Here is a 24,086-nt window from a genome sequence, read left to right as displayed (position 1 = left end):
TAATCCGCTTGGATCGGTGCTGGGCTTACGAGACAGTCGGGTCTTGCCGCAGGTGACGGTGTGGGCGGCGTATCGATGAGCGCTTCGTCACCACTCACACGAGTAGCTGGTGAAGCGCGCCCATGGGGCAGAGCTCTACGACTCATCTCCTCGGTGGGCCTGCTCCCATGCGTCGAGAACTGGTGCGGGGATGCGTCCGCGGAGTGGGACCTCATAACCGTTGCTTCGGGCCCATTCCCGGATTTCGTTCGTGTTGACAGGAGTTCGGGCCGGAGCTGGAGGCGGAGTCCAGGCGCTGGGATCAGAGGGCACGAAGCTGGGCGGCCGTTCAAGGAGGCCCCGCGGGAACTGAGGTACGGCCGTTTCCCCGCTCAGCACCGACACGAGGAACTCGGTCACGGTGCCGTCGAAGGTGAACCACTGGGGGCCGCGAGCTTCGTTGACGGCAATCCGCCAAGTGTTGGGGGCGTCTTGTGGGTCAGTGATCCAAAAGAGGTATTCACCGTTGTCGGTGCCTCCCATCGTGAACAAGTGCCGGGGGTCATACGGAACGGGGTGTGTGCCCTGGTCGTAGTCCCTCTGCAGCTGGGCACGGATCTTGGCGGGCATGGGGCCGGTAAGGTCGACGTACGGGGTGTAACCGTGCGGATGGTAGATGTGAATGAAGTCGGCGAAGCGCCCCGGGCCGTAGGCAGTCGCGAGTTCCTTGTAGTCGGTGGGGAGCTGAATGCCGAGTTGGGCCTCTACAGATCGCCATTCGACGGGGCGAGGCGTGCTGTCGGGTGGCGAGCAGAGTCGGGTCAGAGATTCGAAGGCAGTCACTAGATTCCTCGGCGGCGTCGGTCCTGTTGTGCGGCGTGGTCAGGGTTCTTGAGTGTCTCCTCAAGTTTGAAGCCTTTGTTGCCTTCGGCTTCCATCTGAATCCACTTGGGCACGGAATCTTTATTGTCGTCGGTGTACTCGAGGTAGACGCTGTACTGGACGATCTCACCGTTATCGGGGGACACGGCGTTATAAATGGACTGCTCGAGGTCCCGCATGTCAGGGCTGTTCGTGGGGTTCTGCGTGAGTGTGGCCAGGTTATCGAGTGTGTCGCCGGACCCGCCGAGCATCCGGGCCAGCAGGTGTCCGCGGGCCTGGTTGTGGTCTGTTCCGTGGACGAAACCGGGCGGCCGCAGTCTGTTGTCGGCGTGGGTCCCTTCGTCGAGCATGTCGCGGGTGACGGTGGCGTGCATTTCGTACGGGCGGCCGTGCTCGTCCCGAACGAAGACAACCCGCCCGCCCCAGGTGGGATCATTCTCGCAACCCGCGAGTCCGAGCGGGTCGGCCAGGGTGAAGGGGTTGGGGACGTAGGTGTAGTGATTGACGGCGGCAGCCAGACCGAGGGGGTCAGGCGAGGTGTAGCGGCCGAGGTCGGGGTCGTAGTAGCGGTTGACGTTGTAGTGGAGGCCGGTTTCCGGGTCGAAGTATTGACCGGGGTATCGCAGCGGTGTGTAGGCAGTGGCATCTCGGTGTGACTGGGTCGCGCCCCAGGCGGTGCTGCGGCCGCGCCAGGTCGGCGCTCCGTCGGGACCGATGAGTTCGCTGGGGGCTCCGGTGAGGTCCGTGACGATGGCGAAGAACCGGCGGTCGATCTCTTCTTGGGTCTCGTCGGCCTTGGATTCGCGTTGCGCCAGAGGCTGCAGGCCCAGGTAGTCCCACACCAGGGTGACACCGTTGTTCTGCTGTTCGGCCAACTGGCCGCCGTCCCAGCAGTAGGTGGTGGATTCTTCGATGTGCCCTTCGTGGTCCAGGCGCTGCTTTGCGATACGGCGGCCGAGGGCGTCGTAAAGGTAGCGCCAGTGAGTGTTGCCGGGAGCGCGAACGTGGGTGAGCCTGTCTTCCGCATCCCATGTGAAGGACCAGATGAGTGTCTTGCCGCTGAGCGTGGTGATGCGGCGTTCGGCAAGGCGGCCCTGCGCGTCGTACTGGTAGTGAGTCCGTCCGGCCTTCGTGATGCGGCTACCGGTGTAGTGGCGCTCTCCGGCGGCATTCTGGCCGGGGGCTTGGGCGGGGAGCGTGGCCTGCGTTTGGTCGCCGTCAGGGTTGTAGGCGTAGTGCTCGCTCCACTTATGTGCGCTGACGGCGGTGATCCGGCCGGCTTCGTCGACGGTGTAAGTGCTTCGGCCATAGCGGCTGTCGTCGACGGTGTGCGGTGTGCCGTCGGGATGGTAGGCGACGGCGCGCTCGAGCAGGGTGTCGTGTGGGCTGGTGCAGGACTGGTGGACGAGGCGGCCGACGGGGTCCCAGTCCTGGTGCAAGGTGAGGGTCTCATCGAGGGTGCGGGTGGTTTCGCGGCCCAGGGCGTCGTGTTCGAAGCGGAAGGTGTGCTCGCCTGCCGTGTAGGCGGTCAGTCCGCGTTCGCCGTAGGTGAGAGTACTGTCTGCGCCCGAGGGAGTGCGTCGGTGGGTGCGGCGCCCCATGGCATCGTAAGTGCGGATCAGAGCAAGGCCGTTGACGCGTTCGGTCACGATGCGTCCCGCCCGGTCTCGTTCCAGGTCGATGCGGGCGTGGGCGTTGGCCATATGGCAGACGTGGCCAGTTGCGTCGTAGGCGAATGTAGAGGTGGCGCCGTCGTCGTGGCGCAGGTGCAGGACGCGGCCGAGAACATCGCGCTCGTACGTCAGGGTTTGACCGGCGGCGTTGGTGCGACGGATCAGGCGTCCGAGTGCGTCGTGTTCGTAGGTCAGGGTGCGCCCGTCGAAGTCCGTCTCGGATATCAGGCGGCCGGCCGGGTCGTAGTGGTAGTGCCACTCCAGGCCTTGGGCGTTGGTGACGGTGGCCAGGCGCAGTTCGGTGTCGTGGGTGAAGCGGTACTCACCGCCGTCACTGCTGTGAGTGGTGGCACGTCGGTCGAAGTGGGTGGCGGTGTGAGTACTGGTGCGGCCGGTGCGGTCGGTGTGGCTGAGCAGATTGCCCTCACCATCCCAGGTCCACTCCTCGCGGGTACCGTCGGGCAGTTCACGCCAGGCAGGCTTGCCCTCGGTGGTCCAGCCCTGGCGGACTGTTGCGCCGAGGGCGTCAGTGGCTATGGTGATGCGACCGAAGGCATCGCGCGAGAAGGTGCTGCGAGCGCCGTCGGGTGCCGTGATCTCTATGGGTAGCCCGGCAGCGTTGTTCCGTATGCGGGTAACCGCGCCAGCCGGGTTGCGGACGGCGGTCACGTGGCCGTACTCGTCGAACTCGTACTGGCTGAGGGCGCCATCTGGACCGGTGACGGCAGTCAGGTTTCCCCTGGTGTCGTACTTGAAACGACGCTGCGTGCCGCCGCGCTCTGTGACGACCACGGGCAGATTGAAGTCGTTGAACTCGGCGGTGGTACGGATCCCGTCGGCGGCGATCAGTGCAATGAGGTTGCCCTGGTCGTCGCGTTCGAAGCGAGTGGCGTTGTTCAGCGCGTCGGTCTGCTCAAGGAGTCGGCCCCGGGTGTCGTACGCGAAGTGAGTGGTCTGCCCCAGGGGGTCCACCTCGGCGATGGTCTGAAGCCGCTGATCCAGGTAGTACGTGGTGGTGGCGCCGGTGGAGTCGGTGTAGCGGGTGACCCGGCGCTCCGCGTCATAGGCGAACATCGACGACAGATAGCCATCGGGACCGATGGTCTGAACCGTGCGGCCCGAACTGTCGTACACGTAGCGGAAGGTGGAGTCGTTCCGGTCGGTCCATGCGGCGATGCGGGCCTCAGCGTCGTAGCTGAACGTCAGGGCCCGCCCGGAGGAGTTAGTCACCCCGCCGAGGTTTCCTGCCGCGTCGTAGGAGTACGCCGTCACGCGTATCGTGTCCTCGTCCCCTTCCTGGGTGCGCAGTGCAAGCTCACGAATGCGGCCCAGGTGCCGGTCCCCCCTGATCGTGACGTCGTAGCCACCGCTGTGCGTGACCGAGAGTGGCATGCCGGACGCATCCCGGTGAACGTCGATCTGGTTCCCGTTGCGGTCCTCGATTGTGGTGAGCCACAGCTGCCAGCCCTCAGTGGACGACCGAGAGAAATAGCGGGTCAGCCCCGACTGCGGCTCGGTGACTGCCAACTCCATTTCCGGGGCGCCGAGTGGGCTGACACGATGCAGGGGTATGCGAGGTCCCTCGAGGGGCAGCACCTCCGGCTGCTGTGGGGTCGGCAGCTGATCGTAGACGAGCAGCGAACCGTCCTCGCGGGCCCACACGGCCTTGTTGCGGATGTCGACCTCAATCCGCTCGTCCAGCGTCGAGGCCCAGGAACGACCGAACCACATACCGAACGAATAGTCCGAGACGTGAGTGCGCTTGAGGACCAGGGGCAGGATCCCAGGAAGGCTGAGATCGGTCTGCGGAAGGACCATCTGGCCAGTAGCCACGTCCACCGGGTCGTTCTCACACTTCCGCATGTTGATCGGAACGCCATGCCGGCGCGGGTCATCGCGCGCCTTGCGTAGTAGATCCGGCTTGGTCTCGGCCGCTCCTTTGTGTCCGCCGGGCGTATCGCCGCCCCTAGATGGTGGGTTGGGGCCGCCCTTCCCATCCCGATCCTTGAGGATCTTGTCCAGGGCATCGGCTGTGCCGCGCTCATTGGACTTGTGCCTGCGCGAGCTGTCCCGCACGTTCTTGGGCACCGTCTCGCCAGTGTGCTTGATGACCGCTCGGACGGCCTTCTTCATGCCCTTCGTGGCGCCGTCCAGCACGCCATCGATGGGCGCGGTGAAGGGGTCCTTGCCGCGGGTGCGACTGTGCGCGCCGTGGGCGCGGTCCAGGGGGCCCGACAGCTTGGCGAGGGAGTCCTTGCTGACCCGGTCCAGGTGGCTGGCGCCCTTCTCGTACTCGTCGTGGTCGATACGCAGGTTGCCGGTCTTGCCCGGCCCTATACCACCGCCTGTCGAGCCGCCCGCCGAGTTGAGGTTCATGTCGGAGGCGCCCGACGAGCTGCCGCCTTTTCCCTCAGGTGCCAGGGCGTCCGTGGCCAACTCCAGGACAGCGTCCGAGACCATCTCCTCCAGTTTGGCAGCGACTGGCTCGGTCACCATGGTCAGTACCTGGTCCACGATCTGGTCGCCGGCCTCCTTGATAATCCGGCGCACCACCTCCCGCATCGCCGTGATCTGCGCTGCCCCGATCAGCGCTGACAAACCGCCAGTGACAAACGCCAGGCCAACCGAAATACCCACCGAGGCCGCCATCACACCCAGTTCGATCTCGGCCTTGACCTTCATGGCGTAGATGACGTCCGCAACCACATCCATGGCATCCGCGAACAGCCTTGCCACTTCAGGCAGCTGCTCCAGATGCGAGGACTTGACCTTGCCCCAGTGCTCCGCCAGGGCATCCACCGCTATGCCCTCGCTGGAGGACAGCAGGCGGCCCACCGCCCCGTTCACCTCGCCCGCATGGTCCTCGAAGTCATCCGCAAGCTCCCGCATGGCATCGGCCATCTCGCGGTAGTCATCCTCATCCACATTCGGCCAACTGATGCCGATAAAATCGAGAATCTCATCCAGCCAGCCGGGCAGAACGTAGCCCATCCCCCGTCAACCTCCCCCGTAAGACGCCAGCGCGCACACGCCCCACCGATCACTGTTGATCATCGCATACGCGAATCTGCACCGTAACTGATCGACCAATAGCCCCACAGGGCCTTCGTTCTTTCAGAGCCCCAAGAACCAGTTTCGACGGTGCCCAAACTCCTGGGGACGGACCTTCGGCATGGAGCGGTCGTCCGACGTGGCAGGAGGCGGTGGAACGTTCATCTCCTCGGACGGCCCGGATAGGACCCGGCGGGTGTCGTCGGGGGTAGTGGTTCGGTCGGCTGTATCGCTCGTGCGGCCGCCGTCATGTCATGGTTGCGGGGCGGCGGATGTCTGCGTACACGCGGACCTTCATTCCCGGCGTTCCGGGTTCGCGTCGTACGGGTGTGATGCCGGAGGTGGCCCACCGCTGTTCCAGTTCGGCCATCACCGCGCGGGCGGTGGTCTTGGCTTCGTTGATCTGCACGTGGGCTCCGTCCGCGCACGGTGGCTCGCTCCCCGACCGCTGGGCCAGCCCCACGACGACCCCGTCAACGCCGCGTGCGTTCTGTTCTTCCATCGTTCGCGCCTCCGCTTCGGGGCCCGGGTGGCCCTCGTGCCCTACAGGCGTCGCGGGACAGAAGAGTGGGTTTCTTAACGAAGTTGAGGCGGATGTGACGCCTGTGGCGCCGGTTTCCCCTTGGCGGAGTCGCAAGGCCGGCTGCCGCGGAGGCCGGAGCCGGCGAATCCGGAATCCGCAGGTGCCCGGCCAGAACGACTGAGATCATGGCCGGAGGGTCAGTTCATGATCACGGCCAGCAGTGGGGGCGGCGATGGACGAGAACAACACGGTGCGCGCGGTCGCGATCGATTACAAGGCGGTCCTGCGCGCGCCGGGGCACGCCCACGAGGGGATCGCCGAGCTGCTGCGGTGGCTCGATGAACGCGATGTGGCCTGGGTCCTTCTGACCAACGACCCGATGGACGCCAAGTCGGCCCTTGCCGCGGCCGGCCTTCCCGAACCAGTCCTGCACCTGTGCCGCGACGACATCCCGGACAAGGCGAGGCGCGGAAACGGCGCCTGGCTGGCGGCGGTCGCGGACAGGCTCAGCCTCCGCACGAACCAGCTCATCCTCGTTGGGACCTCCCAGTTCGACTGGTACACGGGCATCCACGCCGGCGTCGTCCACATCCACGCCCGCTGGGCCAGCCGCCTGGGCCAGCCGATCACCTCGCTGACCTCCGACGAGCCGGCCGACGTCATCGAACTCCTGGAGCACTTCCTGCTGCACGAGCCCCGCTGGGCGTTCCGACTCGACGACGAGGACCGCGCCTTCGAGATCCGCTCGATGCTGCCCTTCAACGCGCAGTTCCCCCGCGGCGGCGGCCGGACCTTCACGGTCAAGGACATCTTCACCTACGACAAGACCGTCAAGGTCGGTGACCAGGACGCGCGCGACGTCCTGATGCTCCACCTTCTGTGTGCGGCCTACCTCGACGGCACCCTGCCCGGTCAGAGCTTCTTCTGCGTGTACCCCAGCAGCACGCCGGCCAAGGGCAACCCGCAGCTCGCCGGCTTCCTAGACCGCGCCAAGGTCATGACGGGCTCCTCCTACAAGGAGGATCTTCTCGAACGTGTCGCCCAGGCCCCGGACACCAGCCTGGAGCGGTACAAGAGGAGCGTCGGCCAGTCGACGGGCCGGGACATCTCCATCGCGGCCCAGGCCCGCACCGTACGAGTCAACCCGGCCTACAAAAAGAAGATCGTCGGCAAGACGGTGATCGTCTTCGACGACTTCACCACCGAGGGCAAGTCCCTGGAGTGGGCCCGCACCCTCCTCAGCGAGGCCGGAGCAGCACGGGTCATCGCACTGACCATCGGAAAGTACCCCTCACGCCACACCGTCTACCAGCTGCGCCCCGGCGTCACGATCGATCCCTTCACCACCAACGACATCACCCTCGCGCACTTCCAGACGACCACGGGCCCTGGAGGAGCGGAGGAAGGGCCGTCGATGGTCCTGACCACAGCTATGGAGCATTTCGCCGCCGCTGAGCAGGCCGCCGTCGAACCCCAGGCCCCTGAGGCAGCCCCTGCCCGGATGGCTCATCCGGCACCCCGCCCGGTTCCTGCCGGCACCCGCTCTCCCATGACCGCCTACAAGATCGCCCGGCAGCAGCACCTCGCCGACATGCTCACCCACCTCCAGCAGCATGCGTACCCCCTCGTCTGGCGCGGCGAGTACCTGATGCCTGCCGGGAAGACGACGACCACCGCCTTGTGGTGGATCGCCCTGCCAGGGCAAGTCGAGCAGTGGTACGACACCAACGAGGCAGAGCGCCTGGTCAGCGGCATCTGTTTGGCCGTGGGGATCATCTGGGAACCGGTCGCGGCGCCCGGCGGGGCCACCCAGCTCGCCGAAGCCCTCGCCCGGATGGAACAGCGGCGGCAGGGCTGAAGAACCGGCCCGATGCCCCCCTTCCTGTCCGTACAGGGGCTCCGTACGCCATGATGGAAGTGGCCCGAGAACCGCGCTTCATCCTTCGAACATCCCGGGGCCACGAGTAGAAGGACACCCTGATGGACCTCGATATCACCGCTGACCAGCACGCTCTGCTGACCCTGTGCGCACTGCGCGCCGGCGATGCCACCCTCGACTGGAGCCTGCTCGCCCGCGGCGCCCAGAGCCCCGAGGGCCTGGCCGCGCTCATGGACGGACAGCTACACGAGGACTCGCGTGCCGCGACCAAGAACCGCCCCCTGCTGCAGCAGGCCCTGGCCGCTGGCCTGGACGATGCCCGAGCCCGCGTCGACGACGAGCTCGCTGCCGCCGACAAGATTGGCGCGCGCCTGGTCACCGTCCTGGACAAGGACTACCCGGCGAACCTGCGCGTGATCGGCAACCTGCCGCCGTTTCTCTTCTACTGCGGCGAGCTCGATCAGCGTGACGCCCGTTCCATCGCCGTCGTCGGCACCCGCCAGGCCTCCGAGGACGGGTTGCGCCGGGCGGCCCGGATGGCCCGCGAGCTCGTCGATCACGACGTCGTGATCGCCAGCGGCCTGGCCAAGGGCATCGACGCTACCGCCCATCAGGCCACGCTCACGGCGGGGGGCCGGACCTTCGCCGTCATGGGCACCGGCATCGCCGCCCCGGTCTACCCGGCCGAGAACCATCCGCTCGCGAAGGCGATCCTCAGCGCTGGGGGAGCGCTGCTGAGCCAGTTCTGGCCCACCCATCCCCCGGCCAGGCACACCTTCCCCCGCCGCAACGTCGTCACCAGCGGCACCACCCTGGGCAGCGTCGTCATCGAGGCTTCCAGCACGTCGGGCGCCAAGATGCAGGCCCGCCTGGCCGCCGAGCACGGCAAGCTCGTTTTCCTGATCCGCTCCCTCGCCGACACCCAGCCCTGGGCGAAGAAGATGCTGGACGAGGACCGGGCGATCCTGGTCACCGCCTCCAGCGACATCACCGACCGCCTCGGCCAGGCCGCGGACGTCCAGGCCGTCGGCCAGCAGCGCCAGCAGCTCGCCCTGGCCGGCCTGTGACGGCAGGCCTCCCGGATCCGGCAGGTTTCCCCGACTGCCCGGTCTGCGCCTACCGCATCACCGGTACCGCCCGCCTGTGCTCCGACTGCGCCGACCGCACCCTCCAGCCGGTCGCCGAGCCCCACTGTCCGGTCTGCTCCCAGGCCGTCGCGCCCGGCAGGCAGTGCAGCAACCGGGTGTGCGCGCTACCGGAAGCCGAGCGGGGATTCTCCCGCGTCGACGCGGTGGCCATGTACTCCGGAGCCTTACGCGACAAGATCCACAAACTGAAGTACGACGGGAGGACCGGCTGGGCGATGATCTTCGGCCGACTTCTCGTCGGCTGGATGGAAAGCCACCCCGATCAGATGCGGGGCGTCGATCAAGTCGTCGGCAACCCCACCCACACCGGCCGCCAGCCCATCCAGCACATCGAGGCGATCATGGATGCCGCCTACACCGAGGACGTGACCCGAGCCTTCCCGCTCAGCCCGCCGGGCGCGCACCGGCTGGTGAAGCACGCCGAGACGGCCCGGTCCGCGAACCGCACCCTGGATGAGAAGCGCGCGGCCGCGACCGCGCATGCCGCCGCCCTGACCTGGACTGGAGACATCGGCGACATCAGGGGGGCCACCATCCTGCTCGTCGACGACGTGTTCACCAGCGGATCGCAGCTTCAGCATGTTGCGCTCCGGCTCCGGGCGACCGGTGCGGCCGAGGTCCGGGGGCTCGTTCTTGCCCGAGTCCCCTGGAGCGGATGACACACCGGGACTGGGCCTGTCGCCTGGCACCGGCCGGTCGGACAGTGCCGGACGCTTCGTGTCGAACTCACGCGGCTTGCCCAGGACGGTGGTCATGTGGCGGCTGAGGCGCTTCGAGGAGATCCGTGAGGAGTAGCCCGGCGCCACCGTCACCAACCCGGGCCGGTGACGCGGTGGTCGGGGCGTCCGCGTCGGGAATCACGACGATCCCGCCGACGTGGTGCCGGAGCGCCTCATTAGGGCTGGTCTCATGCCCGGAGAAGTGACTCAACGCGGCTGCCCTTCTGCGACTTGGCCATGGCTTCCTCATCATCCCCCCGGCACCAGGTCCGTCGTGGCCGATCCGGCGTCCTCGTGACCGCCTCCCGGGCCAGACCGCGTTCGATCCGCGCTGGGTCCCGCCACGCGATCCGATTCCCCGATATATGCGATAAGAGACTGGACAGCGCGGTACGTTGGCAAGCAGTCCTCCCGGGCGTCGCGTCCCCCCGTGCGCGGCGTCCGGGGGCACACCCGCCGGATCCTGCGTGACCATCGACCGCCGCCTGTCTGGTCACGGCAAGCCGCCCGCCACGCGTTCACCGCCATTCGGGCGTAGCGCGCTACTTGCTCTTCGGCAGCAGCGCACGTAGGCGTGGGTAGCGGGCGAGCAGCCGGGCCAGGTGGGTGCTGAGGCGGCCCGGCTTGAGGGCGGAAGCGACGTGGGCAAGCCAGAAGTCCTCCACGGTGCGCCTGGCGTGTGTCAGGGCGTCCTGGGACGGCGTGGTCTCGTCGTGGTCGGGAAGGTGCCGGCCGTAGACGGGAATTACCTCGATGCCGGCGGCACGCAGTGCGCACAGGCGGTGCTGGCCGTTGGTCAGATTCTGCTGGCCGGTGTCCCACCAGATGTGGCCCCCTCCGATGAGGGAGCGAAACCAGGCGCGGTCGCGCTCGCTCAGGTGCGGGGCGCGGTAGAGCTGGTCCTGTTCGTCGCTGTCGGGTTCGGCGCGGGCGAAGGCGAGCACGGCCGCGGTGATCGCCCTCCAGTCGTCGGCCTGGTGATAGGGGCAGGCGGCGAAGTCCTGATCGCCGAGCCGGGTGAACAGCTCGGCGTGGGCGGTTTTGCTGTGACCCTTGGGGTAGGTGGCGGCCAGGGCCTTCGCCCGTTCACCGTAGGGACACTTGAACAGGCCATGTGGCCAAGGAAGCTGGGAGGCGGCGACGGGGCGGATGCCGGTGACGCCGTCCAGGTGCAGAGCCCGCTGGGCGGGGCTGCTGAACCTGCTGGGGTACAGAGCTTCCTCCGAACCAGGTGGCTCCGGCCGTAGTCGGGCATCGGCGTGGAGCTGCTCGGTGAGGTCGGGTTCGGTGACACCGGCCAGTTCGTAGAAGGGACCCTCGTGCCAGGCTTCGTCCTCGTCGGAGCGGCGACGCTCCGGGTTGGGCTGGATCAGGACGGTCACCGGAACCTCGGGCAGTACGAGGATGCCGGACAGGCCGTGGACCGAGGCGAGGGTAAGGCGACCGCGTGCCCAGGCAGGATCGTTCAGCACTGCGTCGAGGGCTTCACCGGCGAGGTGGCCGATCCATTCGACACGGTGGAATCCTTCGTCGATGCGCATGTCCCACTTCGGGTGCCGCAGGGCATGGATCTGCAGGTAGTCACCAACCATGACCATGTGGGCCGGCTTGTCGAACACGGCTGCTCGCTGCCGCGGCGGCTGCGGCTCGGTCTCGTCGGTCGGCGCCACGAGGTCGGGGCCGTGGATGGTGCTGCGAAAGGGGTGTGGTCCGGCGGCCAAGCGGCTTCCGGTGAACAGGGGTTCTTGGGTCTCTGGCCACCAGGGATGGGCGGAATCCCAGTGGGCCCGGCCGCTGTCGACCTCGCCGAGGGTCCACTGATCACCCTCGCGCAGCATGACCGGGCCCGGCATGCCGTGACAGAACACGACCGCGATCTGTCGGGCTGCCCGGGTACGCACGTGGGTGGAGTCCGGAGTCAGGAAGCCGATGTCGGTGATGACCTCCACCCGTTCGATCCGGGCGAACCCTTCGCCGTCCGGCACGCCGTCGACGGCCATCCGTTCGGAAGCGATCTGGAGGTAGTCCCCCGGGCGAAGTGCGGTACTCACGTGCGGAACGGTCATTCCCTACCCCCGGTGCGCCGCCTCACAGTACGGCAGTCTGTGATCTCCTCGTGTATACCGCACCGGACCAGCATCTCCTGCCCGGCCTCATGAGAGGACGGTGCTGTCAGTGCCCGTTGATAACGTGCTTCGTCCAGTCGCGGAGTTCATGAAGGGACGGAGTACGTGCGAGATGTGAAGTGCCATCAGATTGGCGAGCAGCGGTTGGCCGAGGCGCTCGACGATATCGACGGGCGGGCCTACACGCGGTGGCACTCGCTGCAGTACGGCAGCATCTCGCCGGCCCTGATCCGGGCGATGGCGGACGAGCTTCTCGACCATGTCGCCGCGCGAACGGTGACGGAGCCGGGGCTCGATGCTGCGGCCGGGACGGTCGCCATCACCGCCGCGGAGTGTGTGCACGGGGTGCTGAGCGTCATGTGTTTCCCGGACGGGGACCAGGAGATCCGGTTCCCCCTCGTCGGGGAGCGGATCAGCACGGACCCGGACGACGACGAGTTCGGGGACGGGCCCATTACCTTCCGGGATGTCGTCCAGGAGGCGCCCACCGCGCGGACGTGGCTCGACATGTTCGAGGTGTGTGTCGTCAGCGGGCATGTGTGGGACTGGGAGAAGGTCACCGGGCTGCTGCTGCGCGGCGACTACGCGCCCGCCATCCGTGACGGCGTGCCCTACAACCGGTACACCTCCGTCTCCGACCCCGCCGACCTGGCCGCCATGGACGCCCTGTGCCCCTATCTCACCGAGGCGGCCGGGCATCTGCCCCGCGACTGGCCTACGGTTCCGCTGCGCAAGCCGGACGCCGGGGAGCGCGCGGAGGCCGCCCGGCGGCTCGACGAGGTCGGTGACGCGTTGAGCGCGGACCAGCGGCTGCTTCGCGTACTCCTCGAAGACGACCAGCACGCATTCGAGGACGCCCTAGTCGCCCGGCTGGTCGCGTACCGGGAGAGCGTCGAGGCCGATGCCGGTGATCCCGCGCCCCGGTCCCTCCTCCCCCTCGGCACCCTGGCCCTGGCCTGCCTCGCTGTCCAGGTCCATGGGTGGGAACTCGGTGTCCGGTCCGGGTATCTGCCGTCCGGTCTGCTGGGATCGCCGGACGCGCTGCTCCGGGCGGCGGAGGGGAACCGGAATAGCTTGGGCTGCTGGGCCGCCAAGTAGGCCACCCGGGGTGCGGAGGTGGGCCTGGCCCGGCATCCAGGACATCGTCGTGGAGACGGACTCGTCCCCACCGAGGCAGCGCGTACGTCTGTGCGATAGCAGTCGGCGCCCCGAGCCGACGAACGGCGTGGCGCCCCCGTCGAGTCGAGCCCGAGGGATACGGTGGCGCCCTGCGGCATCGGTCTGCTGCTCCTACGCGAACCTCGGCCCACTGGTTCAAGGCGGAGGCGAAGAAGCTCGGCTTCGATCAAAACCATCTCACCGACCGCACCACCGCACACCAGTGCCTGTTCCTCACGCTCCGCGGGCCGACGGAGCGGAGCGAAAGGTACCCGCCATGTCGGCCACCCAGACCAGCAGCCGGGCCCGGACGTACGCCCTCTACACCGGAGCTCCCCGCCAGCTCGCGTGCGAGGTCGTCGCTGGCCTTCCCCGGCGCGCCCCTCTCATCCCCGCTCCCGCCCACCACGAGCAACTCCTCCTCGAGTCCGAGGTGTTCTACTGGATTCTCGGCTCCCAGCGGAACTTCTTCGAGTTCCCCTTCGGTATCCAGTACGTGAAGCCCACCGCGGACGGCATCAGGCTCCACCTGGAGAGCAACGCGAGCCTCGACAGCCTGCTGGCCGGCCTGCTGCCCGGGCGGGTGAGCGTGGGTAGCGGCGACGACGAGATCCACGGCCTCAACGGGTGCCGGATCACGGCACGAAGCGAGCGCGGCATCGAACTTCGCCGCCTCGGACAGCCGACCAGCATCCGGCTCACCGGACCCTCCCGACGCGCCTTCCAGAAGGCCGAAGCCGCGCTCGCCGAGCGCATCCGTGACCACGGCGGCGAGGCCAGCTGGCTCGCTGGCGACACCTGGACCGCCCACGAACGCCGTTGGGAAAACGAACGCCAGCCACTGCCCTACGAATCCACCTGGCGTGACGCGGCCTGGCTCCCCAGCGGGCTGCTGCGCCGCCTCGGCCTCCTGCACACCGTCGCCGTCCCCCAAGTCGTCACCGGCCACGAGTCCCGGCTGGGGGAGTGGTGGATCCTGGAGCTGGACCACGATGCCGACACCGGCCTGCGCCGCGCCGAGTTGGTCCAGGCCCTCACCGACCCGGAGCACGGTCTTCCGCTGGAACTGCGGGGACACCGTGACCTGACCCCCGGCAAAAGCCTCGGCCTGATCCTCCTGAAGTCCCCGGACAACACCGCCACCCTCCAACTGCGCTACGACCGCTTCGACTACCCGGTCAAGCCCGAGCGGGCTGAGATGTTCGCCGCGATCCGGCGACGGATCAGCACCGTGACGGGCGAGGCCCCGCTCCCGGCGATGCCCGACTGCTCGGCCACCGGCTGAGACGCCAAGCACCACCAGGACCGCCGTCAAGCCCCCGTCACCCGAACGGATTGCCGTCTCTCGGCGATCTCCTACGCCCTGTGTTCGTGCCGTACCGTTTTCGGACTGCGCCTGCCCGGGGGAGGGTAGGGGGCCGGACCAGGGAGAGGACGGCATCGGGGTGGTCGGGGATGATCAGGACTGGAGTGAGCACGCGGCCTGCCGAACCGCCGATCCCGACGAGCTGTTCGTCGAAGGCGCGGCACAGAACAAGGCCAAGGCCATCTGCACCGGCTGCCCGGTGCGCACCGAATGCCTTGCCCACGCCCTCGACCTGCGCATTGAGCACGGCATCTGGGGTGGGATGACCGAGCGCGAACGGAGGGCTCTTCTGCGGCGGCGCCCTCTGGTCACGTCGTGGCGCCGCCTGCTCGAGGCCGCCCGATCGGAGCACGAACAGACCGCCGGTGCCGAGGACGGACAGGCATGGGGCTCCACCGGATGACGAGTGGCTGCCTCGGCCGAACGGACCTCCCCAGCGCCGGCGGTCACATCAGTGCCGTCCGCCCGGCTGGCCGTTCCTGACAGCTTCGCTCCCCTCACCTGCAGCCGACTCACTAACGTCACTCCTTATGGCGACAGACCTCGTTAGCGGCCCGACCCGCAGCTGCATGCGGGAGATCAGCTCACGGATTGAGCTCTCCCCACTCCAAGCCTGCTGGGACGGCAGCGGCTTTACCCCCGGACCACCGAAGGACACCTCCGGCGCCCAGAGAAAGCGGCTCTTCTCCTCCTACGCCGACCACATCACCTGGAGCGACCCCGAACAGGTCACCCGCGCCATAGCCGTGTTCGAAAGGATGCTCCGCGCCTACCGCAATGAGGTGGAGAGATACACCGGATCCGGAGAGGAGACGCCCCAGCAGAAGTGGGCGAAAGAGCTCGACAGGATCCGTCGTGACTTCGAATACGACGGCTATCAGATCACAGACAGCCTGCGCATCCGCAAGGCCGGAGAGCGTCGGCCTGATCATGAGAGGGCCGACGCGGAGCTCTACACCGAAGCTCTGCGCGTTCTACGCCAGGGTCTGTCAAACGTTCGGCTCTGGCCCGTAGTCGGTGGTGACGCCGGGTAGCTTTCGTGATCATGGTCGCGTGATGGATGTGAACTCCTTTATAGCGACGGTGTTTTCGGGGCTGTCGGCGTTGGTCGTGGAGGACGTGTCGGACGGCGGTGACGTGGTGGTGGTCACGGCTCGCACCCGGCAAGACGCGGTGCCGTGTCCGGTGTGCGGGACTCCGACGGCGAAGGTGCACGGGTACCACGGCCGGATGGTGACGGACGTGCCGGTCGATGGCCGCCCGGTCGTCGTCCGCGTCCGGGTCCGGCGGCTGGTCTGTCCGGTGCTGGGCTGCCGACGGCAGACCTTCCGCGAGCAGATTGCCGGGTTGCTGGAACGCCATCAGCGCCGCACAGTGCGGCTGACGAGCCAGATATCGCAGGTGGCACGGGAGTTATGCGGGCGGGCGGCGGCACGCATGGCCGCCCTGCTGGCCGTGCCCATTTCCCGCAGCACCGCGCTGCGCCTGCTACGGCGCCTGCCGGTGCCGCAGCAGGCGGTCCCGCAAGTGATCGGCGTGGACGACTTCGCCCTGCGCCGCCGACACCGATACGCCACGATCATCACGGACGCCGAGACCGGCCGACGCGTCGCGGTCCTGCCCGACCGCGAGGCGGCCACCCTCGAGTCCTGGCTGCGGGAGCACGGCAGCGGTGTCGAGGTCGTGTGCCGGGACGGATCGGCCACCTACGCCGAGGCCGTCCGCCGCGCCCTGCCCGACGCAGTGCAGGTCAGCGACCGATGGCACCTCTGGCGGAACCTCTGTGACAAGGTCCAGCTCGAGGTCCGCGCCCACGCCGGCTGCTGGGCCACCATCAACCCGCCCCGCCCCGGCGGAGTACACGAGCAGACCACCCGCGAACGGTGGAACAAAATCCACGACCTCCTCGGCCAGGGTGTCGGCCTGCTCGAATGCGCCCGCCGCCTGCAACTGGCCCTGAACACCGTCAAACGCTACGCCCGCATGCCCGAACCCACCGCCCTGCGCATCGCCCCCTCCTACCGGCCCACCATCGTCGACCCCTACCGCGACCACCTGCGCGAACGACGCCAGGCCGACCCCGCCATCCCCGTTACCCACCTACTGCGCGAGATCCGGGAGCTGGGCTACACCGGCAGCGCCAACCTGCTGGTCCGCTACCTCAACCAGGGCCGCGCCGAAGGCGACCGCCCCGTCACCACCCCGCGCCACGCCAGCCGCCTCCTGCTCACCGACCCCGAGAATCTGCACCCGAAGGAGACCGCCCTGCTGGAGAAGATCACCGCGGCCTGCCCGGAGATGACCGCGCTCGCCGATCTCGTACGCGGCTTCGCCACTCTGCTGAAACCGGCTGAGGGCAACGATGTGAAACTCACCGAGTGGATTGCCGCCGCCCGTGCCGCCGCCATGCCTCACCTGCGCAGTTTCACCAACGGCCTCGAAATCGACCGGGCCGCCGTCGACGCCGGCCTCACCCTGCCCTACCACAACGGCCGCACCGAGGGCGTCAACACCCGCACCAAGAGGATCATGAGACAGATGCACGGACGCGCCGGATTCGACCTCCTCCGGCACCGCATCCTCCTACCCTGACCGTTACCCGGCGTCACCACCGACTACGGGCCAGAGCCGCTCGTTTGACAGGCCCCGGCCCGGGAGCGCAGGTTCACACCGTGCGCCCGGAGTGCCAGGACATCGGCCGAGGAATCCGGGTCGACTTCCTCCGACGCACCAGGTCCGTTGCAGGGGTGCGGGTGGGCTGCCCAGTGTGTCTGACACTTGACAGCCCCGACGCCGACCCGCGAACTATGCGGTCACGGCAGCAGTTGCCTGCGGGCCGCATCCGCCATGGAGGGCGGTGAGGTGAGGGCAGGTGGCCTCGTGCAGGTCATGAGACACCGTGACTGAGCGTGTCGTCCGCGCGCACACACTCGATGAGGTAGTCACCTGTGTCCGGGTCGATGGTCACGCCGTGCGCCTCGCTGTGGAAACCAGGGAAGGCCCGGTCGAAGGCCTCCAGGGCGCTGAGGTAGCTCAGGACGGGTCCGTCGGGTGCGCCCAGCGCTTCTCCAGGCATCAGGACAGGGATGCCCGGCGGCGTGACAGTAACCATGGCGGCGGCGATCCGCCCCGCAGCCTGAGCCAGTGGCAGGCGTTCCGTGCCGCCCCTGATCAGCCGCTGATAACAGTGCTGCGGAGGGTGGACCGGCTCAGGAAGTTGCTGGAAGGCGGTGTCCAGAGCGGTGATCAGTTCGGCGCGGGTGAGGTGTTCGTGCATGTCCTGGCACAGGCCGCGCAGGGTGACGTGGGCGTAGCGCTGCGGGTACTGCCCCACCAGTTGGGGCAGGACCTGCCGCAGCGGGGTATCCGCGTCGTGAAGCGACTTGAAGTCCATCAGGGCGTCCATGAGTGTCCCCCACTTCCCCTTGGTGATTCCCATGGAGAACAGGACGAGCGTGCTGTAGGTGTCGGTCTTCTCGACTACGATGCCGCGACGCGCGAGATAGGAGGTCAGAACGCGGGCGGGGACACCCCACGGCTCGGTCTCGCCCGTCGCGGTGACCCCGGGACAGGTCAATGTCACCTTGACGGGGTCCAGCATGCACTGCCCCTGGCTCAGTCCCGGGAAGCCGTGCCACTCGGCGCCGGGTTCGAGCAGCCAGCAGTTCGGGTCCGAGGCCAGCAACGTCGGTGAGGCGTCCTCGAAGGCCGTACGGGTTCCGGAGACCGGATCGGTCACCGTGCCGGGCTGCCAGACACTGAAGAACCACGGCAGCCGGTCGCCGGCGTCGGCGATCCTGCGGCCAGTCCGGACGACGGCCTGCCGGAACCGGATCGCCTCCGCCACCGCTTCGTTGACCAGCCATTCGCCTTGGGGCCCGTCCATCATGGCCCCGGCCACATCGAGCGAGGCGATGGCCGGGTACAGAGCCGAGGTCGTGCCGTGCATCATGAACGCTTCGTTGAACCGCTCGTGCTCAACCGGCGCCCTGGGCGAGGACTTCACGTGCACCATGGCGGTCTGAGAAAGGGCTGCCAGCAGCTTGTGGGTGGACTGGGTCGCGAAGACGGTAGGACGCTCGTCCTGCTCCTCGAACGTCTCAGGTCCGACCGCCATGCCGTACCGGCCGGCGTAGAGCGGATGGAAGCGCGCGTAGGCGAACCACGCCTCGTCGAAATGCAGTCGGGGAGTGCTGGGCGAGAGAGCACGGGTGGTCTGGAGGGTGTCGTAGCACAGACCGTCGTAGGTGGAGTTCGTGATCACGGCGTACTGCGCCTGCGCTGACACCGCACCCGAGGCCAGAGGATGCGCGGCGATACGAGCGGCCACAGCCTGCTCGCCGATCTCACTGGCCGGCAGGGGGCCCGCCAGCCCGTACCCGTTGCGGGTGGGGACAAGGTAGACCGGGCGGGCGCCGGAGATGACGAGTCCGTGCAGGACGGACTTGTGACAGTTGCGGTCCACCAAGGCGATCTCGTCGGTGGTCACGCAGTAGTGGCCGACCATGCGGTCCGCGGTGGAATCACCGTGCAGCACGAAGTAGGTGCGATCGGCACCAAAGATCCGGGCAGCATTGCGCTCTGCCTCGCCGATCGGGCCGCTGTGCTCGAAGAGGGAGCCGAGCTCTCCCACCGAGATCGACAGGTCGGTCCGGAAGAGCCGCTCACCGTAGTAGTCGAAGAAGGCCCGGCCCACGGGCGACTTCAGGAACGCGACCCCTCCCGCGTGTGCGGGGGTGTGCCAGGAGTACTCGTGGGCGTCGTCGAAACGGCGCAGCGCCTTGAAGAACGGCGGCAGGACGGAGTCACCGTAGGCCTGTGCCGCACCGGCCACACGCCCCGCGATGAAGGAGGGGGTGTCCTCCAGAGGCCAGATGTACCCCACGGCGATTTCGGCCACCCACAGGGGAAGCCTGTCCAGGCCGTGATCGGACTGTTCCGTCATCACGACGAAGGTGGGAAGGTCCATGAAACGCTGGGAGATCTGCCGCAGGACCGGCGCCCCGCCGCCCTCGGCGCTCCCGCCGGCTTCGGACTGAAGATCCCAGCCCACTACGGCCGCGGTCAGCCCGGCCTCTGTGCGCAACACTGCACAGGCGCCCTCGGCTGTTCGTGCCCAGCGGACCTCCAAGCCTCGGTTCTCCAGCTCCTTGCCGATACGCCGAAGCTGGTCACCGCCCACCCCGTCGCCCAACGGGTCCTCGCGCAAGGCCAGCAGGACAGTTCCGTTCGCCATGACACTCTCCATCGGGTCGGCTGGTCTTCACTCCACAGTCGAGTGTTCCGGTGGCTTACGGGAGGTTCGGCGACTCCCGCACGGATCACTCGAAAGAGGAGCGAGGGCGCGATGGCCAGGGACGATGGAGAACAGTGGGCTCGTCCGGTCATCCCGCGAACCGGTGCAGGTGCCGTCCCGCGTGCACGGCCTCCGCGACCGTGATCTCGGCGAACAGTGCGGTGATGGTCCGCAGGGACCACTCGCGGTGGTGCACGAGGTCGCGGCAACCGAACGCGGCGCCCAGTGCTGTGACCGGGAACGTTCACCGCGTTTGGCCGGTGATGGTGTGGGCGACTTCGGTGGCCCAGATGTCGAGGCTGCCGGGGAGTGGGCTGCTGGGCACGGTGCGGCGGGGCGGTGCCTGACGCTTCTCGTCGGACGGTGGGGCGTTGTGGTTGGTGGTGCCGGTGACGGCGTTGATGATGACCTTGTTGACGAGCATGGCGTGGAGGGGAGGGTGCCGGTGCGGTCGTCGCCGAAAACTTCGGCGGTGGCGAGGAGGCTCGGTCATCACCGTCCTCGTCATCGGCCCCCGCCCGTAGAACAGGCTGAAGGGGGAGATCAGCAATTGCTGATCTCCCCCTTCAGCCTGTCCGGCACCCGAGCAGGTGGTGAGCGACGTCAGATCTCTCCGTCGGCGGCCCGGCCACAGCCGCAGACTGTGAACCGTTCCGGGTTTGGTAGAGATCTCAGATGTTGGGTGTGACCTGGGGTTTCGTGGTGTTGAGGTAGTGGTTTGCTTCGTACTCGACGGGTGGGATGTGCCCTATCTCACCGTGGAGGCGGCTGTGGTTGTACCAGTCGACCCACTCGGCGGTGGCCAGCTCAACCTGGGGCAGTGACCGCCAGGGTCGCTGGGGCTTGATCAGCTCGGTCTTGTAGAGCCCGATGGTCGATTCCATCAGGGTGTTGTCCAGGGCATCCCCGACCGAGCCGATGCTCGCCGCGATGCCGGCGACGTCAAGATGTTCGGCCAGCTTGAACGAGGTGTACTGCGACCCGGCATCCGAATGGTGTATCAACTCGCCGCGTACATAGGGGTGTTGGTCGCGGTCGCGTTGCCACAGGGCCATTTCCAGCGCGTCCAGGACGAGCCGGGTTTCCTTCGTGGCGGCTGCCGACCAGCCGACGACGCGGCGGGAGAAGGTGTCCACGACGAAGGCGATGTAGACGACGCCGGTCCAAGTCGCCACGTGGGTGAAATCCGCCACCCAGCAGCGGTTCGGTGCGTCGGCGACGAAGTCGCGGTCGACCAGGTCCGGAGCCCTGGGCGCAGCCGGATCCGGGATCGTGGTGATCACCCTTTTGCCGCGGACGGCTCCGGCGATACCGAGTTCACGCATGAGGCGTTCGACGGTGCAGCGGGCCACGGGATGGCCTTGGCGGTTCAGGTGCCGCCAGATCTTTCTGGCGCCGTAGACGCGGTAGTTCGTGTCGTAAGCCTCCTGGACCAGGGGCTTCAGCACGGCGTCGCGGACGGTGCGGGCCGCGGGTGCGGCCTGGCGTTTGTGGTGGGCGTAGTAGGTGGAGGGGGCGATCTTGCAGGAGTGCTCGGTGAGGACCCGGCAGGATCGGCTCGACGCCGCCGAAGCGGCCCTTGTGCTCGTCGATGAACGCTACGAGCGTGTGTGTGGCCGGTCGAGCTCGGCCGCGAAGAAAGACGCCGCGGCTTTGAGAATCTCGTTGGCCCGCTTCAGCTCGGCGTTCTCCTTCTTCAGCCGCTTCAGCTCGGCCGACTCCTCCGTCGTAGTCCCCGGCCGGGCACCGGCGTCGACCTGGTCCTGCCGGACCCACTTGCGAGCGTCTCGGTCGTGCCGATCCCGAGCTTGGACGCGACCGCCTTCATCGCGGACCACTCGGTGTCGTACTCCGGCCGTACCTCGGCGACCATACGGACAGCTCGTTTGCGCAGCTCAAGCGGGTACTGGGAAGGACGTGCCATGACTCGATCCTCTCAAATGATCGAGTCCCTATCGAACCCGGAACGGTTCACTCTCCCCGAACAGCCCCTCCGCCTCGGCGCACACCCCCAGACGTGACCGTGTTCAGTCTCGGTCAGTGCGTACTGCCCTTGCCCGTGGCGGCCCTTGTCCTCCTGCACGGTGAGAATCATGCCCGGACCAGGAGCGGACACTGAAGCTGAACTTTCGAAACACGGCGTAGGTCGGAACACTCTGGGGCCGGAAGATTGCGTGAGTCCCGCGCTCGTCCTGGCAGCCGTGTGATCGGTGGGCAACCATTCCTGCGACCCGATGGTCATGTACGTGCCACCCGTGTACCGGGTGGGCATTGTCAGCTCCGCCTCGGGACGTTCCTGAGGCGCTGGAATATGGGGGAAACGCCTTCATGCATCACCGCACCACCGTGGCAGGCTTCGCCGGGGCCCTCGCCCTGTCCGCACTCACGATTCCGGCGGCCGCCCAGGCGGATGACTTCTCGGGCGACATCAGGATCACGAAGGTGGTCGTCAACGGAGGGAAGGACATCGTCCTGGGGACCACGGACGTGAAGACGTTCACCATCGCGGTGACCGCCACGGACGACTCGGGCATCGAGGTCGGAAGTACCTTCCCGGTCATGTGGCACACGCCCCTCCCGAGCGGCGACTACTACGCTCTCGTGACCCCCGACAACAAGGCGGGCAAGTGCGTGCGCCAGAGCTCCACCACGACCACCTGCACCTACACGCTGAAAATCAACCCGCGCATCGACCCCCAGGACAACACCACAGCCGGGACCTGGACCGTGAGCGCCCACGCTCTGGCCAACGACGGTGACTACATCACCAAGGACTCCGCCGCCAAGGCGAAGGTCCTGCGCAACTCCAAGCTGACGGTCAACGCCTCGCCGGAACCGGTACAGAAGAACAAGACGATCACCGTCACGGGCGCCCTGACCCGCGCCAACTGGGAGACCTACAAGTACGGGGGCTACACCAAGCAGCCGGTGAAGCTCCAGTTCAAAAAGAAGGGCACCAGCACCTACACAACCCTCAAGACCGTCACGACGGACAGCAAGGGCGTCCTGAGGACGACGACGAAGGCCACGGCGGACGGCTACTTCCGCTACTCCTTCGCAGGCACGTCCACCACCCCGGCGGTCGCCTCCGCGGCGGACTACGTCGACGTGAAGTAACCCTCGGGAGGTTCATCCATTCTCCAGCAAGCGCAGAAGGGCCCCAGCCCGAGATCCTTCGGTCTGGGCCTTCTTGAGCCCCGGCTGTTTCCCGGCCGACGGGCCGGTCAGCCGCTGCATCCCTGCGCGCTCTCCAAGCTGATCGACGATCTCGGCGCCCCCAAGACTTCCAGCCGCACCGCAGCAATCCGAAAGCAGGCCCAGGGACGTCCGTCTCCGCCGCCCCCCTGTCTGCCACTGCGTCCTCATATCCCGCTTCACCTCCGCGTTCGGTGGAACCCGGAACCAGCATGCCTCCAGCGGCCATACACGGTTATCAACAAGCAGGGCTTTAGGGTGAATTGGCGACAGTTGACTGGTAAGCCCGCATGTTGAGGTGTCGCGTATTCGGCGCGCGGTTGGCGGCTTGATTACTGACTGTTGCCGGTAGCGGTGGTCCAGCGCGGGTAGATGCGGCCCAGCCATGTGCGCGTCGAGGTCCGGGACGACGAAAAGCCCGTATACCGCCCTTCGAATGCGCCTCATTGCGGCTGGATTTGCCGGGATACGGCAGCCGGCGCCTCTCGTCCGCTGCCGTCCGACCTCGTTGTATGCCGCTTTGGGGCTGATGAATGATGGGGCGCAGGAGGTGGGCGATGACAACACATGCGTGGGTGACGGCGCGTAACACGCGCGGGGTGCCGGACGGGAACGGTGCCGGCCGGCGGTCGCTGGGCCGGGTGCGGTTTATGGGTGTGCTGCTGATCCTGCTGTCCCTGATACCGGCGGCAGCCTCCTACGCGGTGTTCAGCTGGTGGCTGCCCTCCGATCAGAGCCGCTACCAGGACTACCGGGCGGCCGAGCCGTGTTCCGCCCACGCTATCGGGAAGGAGCAGACGGACTGCCTGAGCACCTGGCGCCTCACCGTGGAGAAGACGGTGAACAAGACCGGCGGGAAGAGCTCCTCCTACGAGGCGACCCTGACGGACCAGGACTCCTGGCGGGGAACCGTGTCCTTCGGCGACTCGGGGCCACTCCTGGCGCGGCTCAAGACCGGCGACCAGGTCACGGCCACCATCTGGCGGCGCGACATCGTGGTGCTCCGCCAGGACGGTGTACGGCAGAACACCTCCGAGGCGCCCCGTGACGAGCTCCAGATGAACGCCGCTATCGGCATGATCGCCGCGCTC

At 67.5% G+C, this 24,086-nt stretch carries 16 protein-coding genes and 1 pseudogene; 10 read left to right on the top strand and 7 right to left on the bottom strand.

What is annotated here, in order from left to right; genetic code table 11:
* Positions 1 to 135 precede the first annotated feature (135 nt).
* From ABD374_RS08370 to ABD374_RS08360, 3 genes are all read right to left on the bottom strand, one after another.
* Positions 136 to 822: an Lsr2 family DNA-binding protein gene (locus ABD374_RS08370; protein WP_344493036.1), complete on the bottom strand. Its 687-nt coding sequence runs from the start codon at positions 820 to 822 to the stop codon at positions 136 to 138.
* On the bottom strand, positions 822 to 5,525 hold the full coding sequence (locus tag ABD374_RS08365) for an RHS repeat-associated core domain-containing protein (RefSeq protein WP_344493034.1): 4,704 nt from the start codon (positions 5,523 to 5,525) through the stop codon (positions 822 to 824). Before ABD374_RS08365 ends, ABD374_RS08370 begins: the two co-directional genes overlap by 1 nt.
* Positions 5,526 to 5,832: 307 nt before the next feature.
* Positions 5,833 to 5,994 (bottom strand): DUF6207 family protein, encoded by a 162-nt coding sequence (locus ABD374_RS08360; RefSeq protein WP_344493032.1) that lies wholly within the window; start codon positions 5,992 to 5,994, stop codon positions 5,833 to 5,835.
* Between the two features lie 346 nt (positions 5,995 to 6,340).
* On the opposite strand from ABD374_RS08360, the gene ABD374_RS08355 reads away from it, so the two are divergent.
* The 3 genes from ABD374_RS08355 to ABD374_RS08345 all read left to right on the top strand — a co-directional run bounded on the left by ABD374_RS08355 (position 6,341) and on the right by ABD374_RS08345 (position 9,794).
* Positions 6,341 to 7,966, top strand: a complete 1,626-nt coding sequence (locus ABD374_RS08355) for a hypothetical protein (RefSeq protein ID WP_344493030.1) — start codon at positions 6,341 to 6,343, stop codon at positions 7,964 to 7,966.
* Between the two features lie 122 nt (positions 7,967 to 8,088).
* Positions 8,089 to 9,054: a DNA-processing protein DprA gene (locus ABD374_RS08350; protein ID WP_344493028.1), complete on the top strand. Its 966-nt coding sequence runs from the start codon at positions 8,089 to 8,091 to the stop codon at positions 9,052 to 9,054.
* Complete coding sequence (locus ABD374_RS08345) at positions 9,051 to 9,794, top strand: ComF family protein (RefSeq protein WP_344493026.1); 744 nt, start codon at positions 9,051 to 9,053, stop codon at positions 9,792 to 9,794. The genes ABD374_RS08350 and ABD374_RS08345 overlap by 4 nt, the downstream gene beginning before the upstream one ends.
* 602 nt (positions 9,795 to 10,396) lie before the next feature.
* Here ABD374_RS08345 and ABD374_RS08340 read toward each other — a convergent pair.
* Positions 10,397 to 11,905 (bottom strand): hypothetical protein, encoded by a 1,509-nt coding sequence (locus tag ABD374_RS08340; RefSeq protein ID WP_344493024.1) that lies wholly within the window; start codon positions 11,903 to 11,905, stop codon positions 10,397 to 10,399.
* A gap of 180 nt (positions 11,906 to 12,085) precedes the next feature.
* Between ABD374_RS08340 and ABD374_RS08335 the strand changes: the two genes are divergently transcribed.
* From ABD374_RS08335 to ABD374_RS08315, 5 genes are all read left to right on the top strand, one after another.
* Positions 12,086 to 13,078, top strand: a complete 993-nt coding sequence (locus ABD374_RS08335) for an immunity 49 family protein (protein ID WP_344493023.1) — start codon at positions 12,086 to 12,088, stop codon at positions 13,076 to 13,078.
* Between the two features lie 337 nt (positions 13,079 to 13,415).
* On the top strand, positions 13,416 to 14,423 hold the full coding sequence (locus tag ABD374_RS08330) for a hypothetical protein (protein WP_344493021.1): 1,008 nt from the start codon (positions 13,416 to 13,418) through the stop codon (positions 14,421 to 14,423).
* Between the two features lie 160 nt (positions 14,424 to 14,583).
* A complete protein-coding gene (locus tag ABD374_RS08325; protein ID WP_344493019.1) occupies positions 14,584 to 14,907 on the top strand; it encodes a WhiB family transcriptional regulator in 324 nt (107 codons plus the stop codon).
* A gap of 166 nt (positions 14,908 to 15,073) precedes the next feature.
* Positions 15,074 to 15,538 (top strand): hypothetical protein, encoded by a 465-nt coding sequence (locus ABD374_RS08320; protein WP_344493017.1) that lies wholly within the window; start codon positions 15,074 to 15,076, stop codon positions 15,536 to 15,538.
* Between the two features lie 22 nt (positions 15,539 to 15,560).
* Entirely contained in the window at positions 15,561 to 17,096 is a 1,536-nt protein-coding gene (locus ABD374_RS08315; protein WP_425577163.1) for an ISL3 family transposase, read from the top strand.
* A gap of 295 nt (positions 17,097 to 17,391) precedes the next feature.
* Here the strand turns inward: ABD374_RS08315 and ABD374_RS08310 are convergent, their stop codons facing one another.
* The 3 genes and pseudogenes from ABD374_RS08310 to ABD374_RS08300 all read right to left on the bottom strand — a co-directional run bounded on the left by ABD374_RS08310 (position 17,392) and on the right by ABD374_RS08300 (position 21,724).
* On the bottom strand, positions 17,392 to 19,740 hold the full coding sequence (locus ABD374_RS08310) for an Orn/Lys/Arg family decarboxylase (protein ID WP_344493015.1): 2,349 nt from the start codon (positions 19,738 to 19,740) through the stop codon (positions 17,392 to 17,394).
* 304 nt (positions 19,741 to 20,044) lie between these two features.
* On the bottom strand, positions 20,045 to 20,224 hold the full coding sequence (locus ABD374_RS08305) for a hypothetical protein (RefSeq protein WP_344493013.1): 180 nt from the start codon (positions 20,222 to 20,224) through the stop codon (positions 20,045 to 20,047).
* 247 nt (positions 20,225 to 20,471) lie between these two features.
* Positions 20,472 to 21,724 (bottom strand): annotated as a pseudogene (locus ABD374_RS08300) (IS3 family transposase).
* A gap of 404 nt (positions 21,725 to 22,128) precedes the next feature.
* Between ABD374_RS08300 and ABD374_RS08295 the strand changes: the two are divergent.
* On the top strand, positions 22,129 to 22,917 hold the full coding sequence (locus ABD374_RS08295) for a DUF5707 domain-containing protein (RefSeq protein WP_344493011.1): 789 nt from the start codon (positions 22,129 to 22,131) through the stop codon (positions 22,915 to 22,917).
* A 635-nt stretch (positions 22,918 to 23,552) separates the two neighbouring features.
* Positions 23,553 to 24,086: hypothetical protein (locus ABD374_RS08290; protein WP_344493009.1), on the top strand; the 534-nt coding region annotated here is incomplete at its 3' end.

It is taken from the genome of Streptomyces enissocaesilis (genome assembly GCF_039533765.1).
GTDB classification, from domain to species: Bacteria; Actinomycetota; Actinomycetes; order Streptomycetales; family Streptomycetaceae; genus Streptomyces; species Streptomyces enissocaesilis.
The sequence above is the reverse complement of the archived record's forward strand: the minus strand, read 5'-3'. Positions and strand labels throughout refer to the sequence as shown.

Excerpts from the sequence above, each read along its gene's own strand:
- ABD374_RS08365 (WP_344493034.1), bottom strand. The coding sequence starts at position 5,525 with ATGGGCTACGTTCTGCCCGGCTGGCTGGATGAGATTCTCGATTTTATC.
- ABD374_RS08355 (WP_344493030.1), top strand. The coding sequence starts at position 6,341 with ATGGACGAGAACAACACGGTGCGCGCGGTCGCGATCGATTACAAGGCG.
- ABD374_RS08350 (WP_344493028.1), top strand. The coding sequence starts at position 8,089 with ATGGACCTCGATATCACCGCTGACCAGCACGCTCTGCTGACCCTGTGC.
- ABD374_RS08330 (WP_344493021.1), top strand. The coding sequence starts at position 13,416 with ATGTCGGCCACCCAGACCAGCAGCCGGGCCCGGACGTACGCCCTCTAC.
- ABD374_RS08320 (WP_344493017.1), top strand. The coding sequence starts at position 15,074 with ATGCGGGAGATCAGCTCACGGATTGAGCTCTCCCCACTCCAAGCCTGC.
- ABD374_RS08315 (WP_425577163.1), top strand. The coding sequence starts at position 15,561 with ATGGATGTGAACTCCTTTATAGCGACGGTGTTTTCGGGGCTGTCGGCG.
- ABD374_RS08310 (WP_344493015.1), bottom strand. The coding sequence starts at position 19,740 with ATGGCGAACGGAACTGTCCTGCTGGCCTTGCGCGAGGACCCGTTGGGC.
- ABD374_RS08305 (WP_344493013.1), bottom strand. The coding sequence starts at position 20,224 with ATGCTCGTCAACAAGGTCATCATCAACGCCGTCACCGGCACCACCAAC.
- ABD374_RS08295 (WP_344493011.1), top strand. The coding sequence starts at position 22,129 with ATGCATCACCGCACCACCGTGGCAGGCTTCGCCGGGGCCCTCGCCCTG.